Source organism: Nitratireductor sp. GCM10026969 (assembly GCF_042660605.1).
Lineage (GTDB): Bacteria > Pseudomonadota > Alphaproteobacteria > Rhizobiales > Rhizobiaceae > Chelativorans.
The window spans coordinates 1-7,896 of the sequence record NZ_JBHSUM010000181.1; the positions used below are offsets into that span (position 1 = coordinate 1).

Genomic DNA, 7,896 nt, shown 5'->3' on the forward strand with positions numbered 1-7,896 from the left:
AGGCCCGCCGCCGAACCCGTGCACGACGATCTGGCGGCCGAGCGGCTGAAGCAGATGCGCATCAAGACGGCGCAGGCCGAGCGCGAGGAGGCGCTTGCCGCCGGCCGCTACATGCTGACGGACGATGCACGGCGCGAGATGGGCCGTGCGGTGGGCGAGGCCTTCAAGGTCATGGACCAGGGCTTGCGCGAGCTAGCGAACGCGATTGCCGCCGAGTTCGGTGTGTCTGAACGGGATGCGCACCAGGCGCTGCAGAAGGCCTTTCGGGATGTGCGGGCGAAAGCGGCCGAGGGCTTCCGCACCCAAGCGAAGGCCGTGCCGGCCATGGTTGCCGACGACGGCGGCGCCGATCTGAGGGACGCATCATGACGATGATGTTCAACCCGAGCCGGCTTGCCTATGAGGCGCTGGCGGTCGCGGCCGAGCCGCCGCCCCCGGTCGATTATCTCGCCTGGGCGAAGGAGAACATCGTCTTTTCCGAGCGCATCTCGGCGTTTCCGGGTCCCTACAACGAGGCGCTGTTCCCCTTCTTCTCGGAGATCCTGAAAGCGCTTTCGCCGGACGATGCGTGTTCGATCGTGACGCTTCACAAGTCGGCGCAGCTCGGCGGCACGATCCTGGCGAACATCTTCACGCTCGGGACCCTCGACATGGACCCGTGCGATTTCCTCTATGTCCACCCGACGGAGGAGAACGCAGCCCGCTGGTCGAAGACCAAGCTTATGCCGCTTATCCGCGAGACCGAGGCGATCCGCGCGCTCTTCTCCGAATCGAGCCGGGATGGCGGCAACTCGATCCTCTACAAAGAACGGGTCGACGGGCGCGGGGCGATCCAGGCGGCAGGCGCCAATTCGCCGGCAGGCCTGTCGATGATCTCGCCGCGCAAGCAGGTCCAGGACGATCTCGCGAAGTGGTCGATGAACGAGGCGGGCGACCCGGAGACGCAGGCGGACAGCCGGTCGAAGGCCTTCTTCAACCGCAAGGCCCTGAAGATCTCGACGCCGCTCATCGCGCCCGGCTGCCGGATCACGACGAACTATCATGCCGGCACGCAGGAAACATACCACGTCCCGTGCCCGCACTGTCACGAGCTGCAGGAGCTGCGCTGGGAGAACATGCGGGATCACATAGATCCCGAGCATCCCGAGAAGGCGCATTTCGTCTGCATCCATTGCGGCTGCGAGATCCACGAGCATCACCGTGCCTGGATGGTGGCGCCGGAGAACGGTGCGAAGTGGATCGCGAAACATCCGGAGCGGGCGCGGTTCCACCGCTCGTTCCATATCTGGGTGGCGTACTCGCCGCTGGAATCGTGGGAGGCACTCGCCCGTGCATGGCTGAAGGTCCAGGCCGGCGGACCCGACGACAAGGAAAAGGGCGCCGGCGCCGAGCAGGTTTTCTACAACGACTGGCTCGGCCTGCCCTTCGAAGCCGACAACAAGGCGATCGGTTGGGAGGATCTGCGCGACCGCGGGGAAGAGACAGGCTTCCAGCGTGGTGTCATTCCGGCCGAGGCCCTGGCGCTGGCGATCGGCATCGACGTGCAGGGCGATCGCGTCGAGTGGCAGCTCGTCGGCTATGGCCGGAAGCGCTACCGTGCCGTGATCGACCGCGGCGTGATCGACGCCCGCGCCGGAAGTCACATGCCGGGCTACAAGGTCCATTCCGGCCACATCGCCGAACCGGAGGTCCGCGCGGCGCTCGACCGCCTGGTGGCGAGGACCTGGCCGGACGAATGGGGCAACCGGCGCTCGGCCGACATCGTGGCGATCGACGGCAACGCCTACACCGAGGATGTCTGGGGCTGGGTGCGCAAGCACCCGAAATCCCGCGTCATCATGGTGCGCGGCGACAACAAGGACACCGCGCGCATGTTGAGCCAGGTGCGCGAGTTCGATCGCAAGGGCAAGCCGAAGAAGCAGAAGTGGGCTTCGCGCTTCTTCAACTTCAACGCCTCGATCATGAAGATCGGGCTCTATCGCGACATGAAAAAGACCGATCCGGAGCAGACCGGCTACATCCGCTTCGCCGTCGGGCTCGGCGACGACTTCTATCAGCAGGTCACGTCCGAGATCCGCGTTGCCGAGCGCACCCGGACCGGCCATCCCCGCTATGTCTGGAAGCTGCCGTCCGGCCAGCGCAACGAGGCGCTGGACATGATGAACCAGGCGCATGCCGGCGCCATCCGCCTCGGCGTCACCTACTGGACCGACGAGGAATGGGACATGATCGCCGAGCGCCTGGCGAAGATGGACAAGCCCGCCCAGGCCGATCTTGAAGACCTTCTCACGCCGGTGCCGGATGCGCCGGCGGAGAAGACCGCGGGGAAGGGGGCGGCCGAGAGCCTTGTCGCCGCCGCCCTGGCCAGGGCTGAACGCGCACGCCAACGCAACCGATAGGACCATTCATGTCGCTGACACCCGAGCAGCGCGCCGAACTCGAGGCGCAGCTGAAAAAGGCGCGTGCGGCGCTCTTCAAGCTGGAGACGGGCGCCATGACCGCGAGCATCACCTATGAGGGCGAGTCGGTCACCTATCGCGCCACCAGCATCGGCGCGCTGCGCAATTTCGTTCGCGAACTCGAGGCGAAGCTCGGTCTGCGCAAAAGCGCGCGGGCCCGCAGCCGCGGAGTGATCTTTTGATGAATCCAACCGTCACCAGCAATTCGCCGGCTCTGCTGGGGCCGGACAGCCAGCCTTTGCCCTCCAATGTGCGGGCGGCGGCGCGGCTCCAGGCGGCGCGCAACCGCATGATGGCCTCGACGGCCTATCAGGGTGCCGGCTTCGATAACCCGTCGTTGGCGAACTGGCGACCGGGTTCATATTCCGGCCAATCGGCCATGCGCTGGGACCGCACGGAGATCGTCGACCGGCTGAACGATGCGGCGCGCAACGACGGCTGGTCTTCCGCCGGCGTGTCGCGCCTGGTGGACAACATCGTCGGCTCGGGCTGGACGCTCGCGGCACGGCCGAACTTCGCCTCGCTCAACATGACCTATGAGCAGGCGGAGGACGTCGCCGACCAGATCGAGGCCCTGTGGCGCGATTACACCCAGGACGTCGACAAGTGGTGCGACGCGGAACGGTCGAAACCGATGGCCGGCATTCTCGGCCTGGCGGCGCGCCATCGTTTCGGGCCCGACGGCGAGGCCTTCGCGCTGATCGTCTGGCGTGACGAGGCGCCGGGCTTCCAGACGGCCGTGCAGGTAGTCGATCCCGGCCGGTGCTCCAACCCCCTCGGCCGTGCCGACGATGTGAGCCTGCGTGACGGTGTCGAGATCGACGAATACGGTGCGGCGAACGGGTACCATTTCCGGAAATACCACCCCGGTGACGTCTTCCTGGGGCAGGGCAATCCCTGGCAGTGGGACTATGTGCCCCGCGAGACCGAATGGGGGCGGCCCACCGTCGTCCATGCCTTCGAACAGAAGCGGGCGGGCATGACGCGCGGCGTTTCCGATTGGGCGCCGGTCATCCGGTCGATCAAGCAATATACGGATTACGAGGATTTCGAGTGCCAGGCGGCGCTGCTCAACGCCGTGATGGCCGCCTTCATCGAGACGCCCTTCGATCCCGACGAACTGCTCGATTCCCTCGGCGTCGACGGTCAGTCCGGTGTTGCGTCCGTGTATGGCGCGATCGCCGAGGCCCAGAAGGCCTATTATGGGGCGGCGCCGATCGACTTGCCCGGTGTGCGCGTCAACACGCTGCAGCCCGGCGAGCAGGCGAAGTTCACGCGGCCCGAGCATCCGAACGCGAACTTTGAAGTGTTCGTGAATGCGGCGCTGCGCAAGATCGCCAGCGCCGTCGGGCTCACCTACGAACAGCTCTCCATGGACTGGTCGAAGGTCAACTATTCCTCGGCCCGGGCGGCGCTGCTGGAGATCTGGCGCGGGCTCACGAGCAAGAAGTCAAACATCGCCTCCCAGTTCATGGGTCCGATCTATCGCGCCTGGCTGGAGGAGGTCTTCGACAAGGGGCTGATCCGCCTGCCGGCCGGCGCCGTGCACTTCGAGGAGAACCCGGCCGCCTGGTGCCATGCCGACTGGATCGGCCCCGGGCGCGGCTGGATCGATCCGCTGCGCGAGGCGCAGGCCGCCGGCGAACGGCTGGCCTCCAACCTCAGCACGCTTCAGCAGGAGGCTGCGGAGCAGGGGCGCGACTGGAAGATGGACGCCATGCAGCGTGAGCGTGAGCACCGCTTCTACCAGAAGCTCGGCCTCGATCCGGACGCCGGGCGTCCGGAAACGCGAACGGAAATGACCTCCGTCACACAGACCAAAGACCCGGACGATGAGGTCGAGGAAGAGGTGAACGGCGGAAACCAGTCTGCCCGCCGCCACCCGCTCGGCATCCCGTCCATCCGCAGGAGGGCCGCATGAGCTATCCCGAAATCGCGACGCGCATGTTCAATACGCCGCTGATGCTGCACGAGGCGAAGGGTGACATCATTGCCCGCGCCTTCGGCCCGCGCGTGCTCGGCCTGCCCGATGCTGAACTGGACGTGCGCGGCAGCCAGGAACTCGGGCTGGTCGGCGACAAGATGGGCCAGGTGCGGGATTCTTCCGGTGAGCGCTATTTCCAGCCCTGGCGCCGTGATGATGTCGCCGTGATCGAAATCGAGGGGTCGCTGATCAACAAGGGAAAGTGGATCGGCAAGTCCTCCGGGCAGACCACGTATGAGGGCATCATCACGCAAGCCAATGCCGTGATCGATGACGATTCCGTGCGCGGCGTGATCGTCGAGGTCGATTCCTTCGGCGGCGAGGTCTCCGGCGCCTTCGATTGCGCCGAGCGGCTGTTCGAGCTTTCGCAGGTGAAGCCGACCATTGCGGTGCTCACCGACCACGCGTGCTCGGCCGGCTACCTGCTCGCCTCGGCCGCAAGGCAGATCGTCATTCCGCGGAACGGCTATGCCGGGTCGATCGGCGTCATCTCGCTGCATGTCGACATGAGCAAATGGCTGGCGAAGGAAGGCCTTGCCGTCACCATCCTGAAGGCCGGCGCGCAGAAGGCCGACCTGAACCCGTATGAGCCGCTGCCGGACGACGTTCTGGAGCGCGAGCTCGCCGATCTAGAGGCGATCCGCGTCGAGTTCGCCGAGACGGTCGCGCGCTTCCGCGGCGATCGGCTTTCGAAGGATGCCGCGCTCGCCACGGAAGCGGGCGTGTTCCGGGGTCAGGCCGCGGTCGAAGCAGGCATCGCCGACGCGGTCGGTCGCCCGAGCCAGATACTCGCGGCATTCCAGGAAGAGCTTGGCCGCTCTGCATGACGGCCGCCTGATTTCGACCGGCGCAGACAAACCAGCAAAGGAGAGAACCATGTCGACGCTTGCAGGAAGCGTGCTCGCAGCCGTGCGCGGGCGCAAGAAGGCATCTCACCTCGAGGACGATCGGGAGCCTCCCGAGGACCTCGAGGAGGAGGATGCCGAGGACGAGGAAGAGGGTAAGTCCGCGGAGGAGGAAGACCGCGATCCCGATGCCGAGGACGAAGGGGACGACACCACGGCGGAAGGCGAGGACCCCGACGCGCAAGCCGAGGAGGAAGAGGACGGCAAGCAGGCTTCGCAGGAGACGAAGATCCGGCGGGCCGAGCAGGGGCGCATCCGCGCGATCCTCACCCATCCGAAAGCGGACGCCAACCCCGGCCTCGCCGCCGAACTGGCCTTCGGCAGCCGGTTCTATTCGGCGAAGGAAGCCGGCACGCTCCTCGAAACGTCCGGCGGCGAAAAGGGGCGTCTGGCCAGCCGCATGGCCGGCAAGAGCCCGAAGATCGGTGCCGGCCCGGCGCCCGCTGCCAGCCCGAAGGACCGGCCCTCGCGCATCTTCGCCGCCTCCTCGAAGCTGATCGAGGCAAAGAAGGGCAAGCGCTGATCCCACTCCGGCGGCGCGCGAGCGCCGTCACCTTTTCATCCTGAAATCGGAGAACTCCCATGCCACTGGAAACCTTCCAGCCGGGGGACATGATCCTCGGCACCTTCCCCGTGATGACGCGGAAGATCACCGTCGCCGCGGGCGCCGGCGAGCTGAAGCGCGGCACCGTGCTCGGCCGCGTCACGGCCGACGACACGTTCCTCACCTCGACGGCCGCGGCCGGCGACGGTTCGGAAACGCCCGAGTGCATCCTCGCCGCCGATATCGACGCCACCGGCGCCGCCGTCGACACGGTGGGCTATTACACCGGCGGCTACGACGCTTCGAAGCTGACCTTCGGCGCCGGCATCACCGTGGAGATCGCGGAGAAGGCATTCGCGATAGCGGGCCGCTCGATCTTCCTCAAGGAACTCGTCTGACCTTCGCGGCGCGCCGTTCCGCCGGCGCGTCGCGTCCGCCTCGGCCACCTGGCCGGAACCCCATCGCCAAACAGAGAAAGGCACACCCATGCCGACCTATTTCACGACCGCCCAGGTGGTGGCCGCGGCCGAGGCCCTCGACCGCTTCACGCCCTGGCTCCGCAACACCTTCTTCGGCCGCGTCGTCCAGTTCGAGACCGAAGAGATCCTGTTCGACAAGCTCGGGCGGCGCCGCAAGATCGCACCCTTCGTCTCGCCGAACGTGCCGGGCAAGGAACGCAAGCAGCGCGGCCGCGAGGTGCGCGCCTACAAGCCACCTTATGTGAAGCCGAAGAGCGGTCTCAATCCTTCCGACGCGCAGGCGCGGCAGGTGGGCGAGGCCTATGGCGGCGCGCTCTCCATGCTCGACCGTTACGACATGATGGTGATGCAGGCGCTCGCCGATCATGAAGAGGAGATCACCGGTCGCGAGGAGCTGATGTGCTCTTCCGGTCTTCAGACCGGCACCATCACGGTGAAGGGCGAGGGGATCGACGACGTGGTCGACTATCACCGCGACGCGGATCTGACCATCGCGCTGGCGGCGGGGGACCGTTGGGGCGAGGTCGGCGTCGCACCGCTCGACAACATCCGCGAATGGGCGCGGCTAGTGGCGGCGAAATCCGGCGGCGTGGTGCGCGATTTCGTGATGGGCTACGGCGCCACCGACATCTTCACCAAGGATATCGACGTGCGCGAGATCCTCGACAACCGCCGCCAGCGCGGCGGGGAGATGGAGCTGGGCGGCGTCACCTCCGGTGGTGTGGACGATGTTGCCCGCTATGTCGGCACGATCGACGGCAGTCTGCGCTTCTGGGAATACGTCCAGACTTACGAGGATGACGACGGCAACACCCAGCACTACTGGCCGGAGTTCGGCGTCGGCGCCATTGCCCCGCAGATGATGGGCACGATGACCTATGGCGCGATCCAGGACGTCAAGTCGCTGCGTGCCGAGCAGCGCTTCGCCAAGCAGTGGGAGGAAGAGGATCCCTCCCGCGAGGTGCTGATGACGCAGTCCGCCCCTCTGCCGGTGCCGGTGGAGCCGAACGCCTCCGCCTTCATCTCCGTGCGCTGACGCGCTGCGCCGCCTTCAGCCCTCCGCCGCCACCTCGACGGCGGAGGGCTGCGGGAGACGCAACCCGTGCCGAAGGAGAAACCCCATGGCGAACACCAAGCGCTTCAATGTGACCGTCAAGCTCGGCGGCAAGAGCTATCCGCCCGGTGAGGACGTGCCGATCGGCGGCAAAGCCGGTCTGTCGAAAGAGGAGGCGGAAGGCCTCGAGGATCGGTTCGGCCCGTGGAAAGGCCGGTCGCTTTCAGACGCCGAAAAGATCGCGCACCTGACGAAGGACAACCAGGCTCTGGAAGCGCAGCTCCGCCAGGCGGAGAAGGACAACGAGGTCCTTGCCGCGCGCGTGGCGGAGCTGGAAGGCGCCGGCGCGGGCGGCAAGGACGCCGGCGGGGCGAGCGGCGGAGGGTCGGACTGAGGGTGGCGAAGAAACCCGAGGAGACGGTGACGGGACGCTGGCCCGTGGCCGTCTATGACAAGGATCGCACGCGCGTC

8 protein-coding genes and 1 pseudogene are annotated in these 7,896 nt (G+C 66.7%); all 9 read left to right on the top strand.

All coding sequences use genetic code 11. The features are described from left to right. Nucleotides 1-369 (top strand): annotated as a pseudogene (locus tag ACFP9U_RS22195) (hypothetical protein); the annotation flags it as partial. After that, nucleotides 366-2,399: a phage terminase large subunit family protein gene (locus ACFP9U_RS22200; RefSeq protein WP_378624803.1), complete on the top strand. Its 2,034-nt coding sequence runs from the start codon at nucleotides 366-368 to the stop codon at nucleotides 2,397-2,399. The pseudogene ACFP9U_RS22195 and the gene ACFP9U_RS22200, both read left to right, overlap by 4 nt. A gap of 8 nt (nucleotides 2,400-2,407) precedes the next feature. Beyond that, complete coding sequence (gene gpW, locus ACFP9U_RS22205; RefSeq protein WP_378624805.1) at nucleotides 2,408-2,641, top strand: gpW family head-tail joining protein; 234 nt, start codon at nucleotides 2,408-2,410, stop codon at nucleotides 2,639-2,641. Next, the gene (locus ACFP9U_RS22210) at nucleotides 2,641-4,380 is read left to right on the top strand and encodes a phage portal protein (RefSeq protein ID WP_378624806.1); all 1,740 of its coding nucleotides are present in this window, start codon (nucleotides 2,641-2,643) and stop codon (nucleotides 4,378-4,380) included. The genes gpW and ACFP9U_RS22210 overlap by 1 nt, the downstream gene beginning before the upstream one ends. Further along, nucleotides 4,377-5,270 carry a S49 family peptidase gene (locus tag ACFP9U_RS22215; protein WP_378624808.1) on the top strand — a complete coding sequence of 298 codons (894 nt, stop codon included), beginning with the start codon at nucleotides 4,377-4,379 and terminating at the stop codon, nucleotides 5,268-5,270. The genes ACFP9U_RS22210 and ACFP9U_RS22215 overlap by 4 nt, the downstream gene beginning before the upstream one ends. A gap of 49 nt (nucleotides 5,271-5,319) precedes the next feature. Then, nucleotides 5,320-5,871, top strand: a complete 552-nt coding sequence (locus ACFP9U_RS22220; RefSeq protein WP_378624809.1) for a hypothetical protein — start codon at nucleotides 5,320-5,322, stop codon at nucleotides 5,869-5,871. A gap of 59 nt (nucleotides 5,872-5,930) precedes the next feature. Beyond that, nucleotides 5,931-6,290: a head decoration protein gene (locus ACFP9U_RS22225; protein ID WP_378624811.1), complete on the top strand. Its 360-nt coding sequence runs from the start codon at nucleotides 5,931-5,933 to the stop codon at nucleotides 6,288-6,290. Between the two features lie 88 nt (nucleotides 6,291-6,378). Continuing rightward, nucleotides 6,379-7,407 (top strand): major capsid protein, encoded by a 1,029-nt coding sequence (locus ACFP9U_RS22230; protein ID WP_378624812.1) that lies wholly within the window; start codon nucleotides 6,379-6,381, stop codon nucleotides 7,405-7,407. 85 nt (nucleotides 7,408-7,492) lie between these two features. Beyond that, nucleotides 7,493-7,819 (top strand): hypothetical protein, encoded by a 327-nt coding sequence (locus tag ACFP9U_RS22235; RefSeq protein WP_378624814.1) that lies wholly within the window; start codon nucleotides 7,493-7,495, stop codon nucleotides 7,817-7,819. The last annotated feature ends 77 nt before the right edge of the window (nucleotides 7,820-7,896 follow it).

Coding starts and splice junctions, on each gene's coding strand:
- gpW (WP_378624805.1), top strand. CDS start 2,408: ATGTCGCTGACACCCGAGCAGCGCGCCGAACTCGAGGCGCAGCTGAAA.
- ACFP9U_RS22215 (WP_378624808.1), top strand. CDS start 4,377: ATGAGCTATCCCGAAATCGCGACGCGCATGTTCAATACGCCGCTGATG.
- ACFP9U_RS22225 (WP_378624811.1), top strand. CDS start 5,931: ATGCCACTGGAAACCTTCCAGCCGGGGGACATGATCCTCGGCACCTTC.
- ACFP9U_RS22220 (WP_378624809.1), top strand. CDS start 5,320: ATGTCGACGCTTGCAGGAAGCGTGCTCGCAGCCGTGCGCGGGCGCAAG.
- ACFP9U_RS22235 (WP_378624814.1), top strand. CDS start 7,493: ATGGCGAACACCAAGCGCTTCAATGTGACCGTCAAGCTCGGCGGCAAG.
- ACFP9U_RS22200 (WP_378624803.1), top strand. CDS start 366: ATGACGATGATGTTCAACCCGAGCCGGCTTGCCTATGAGGCGCTGGCG.
- ACFP9U_RS22230 (WP_378624812.1), top strand. CDS start 6,379: ATGCCGACCTATTTCACGACCGCCCAGGTGGTGGCCGCGGCCGAGGCC.
- ACFP9U_RS22210 (WP_378624806.1), top strand. CDS start 2,641: ATGAATCCAACCGTCACCAGCAATTCGCCGGCTCTGCTGGGGCCGGAC.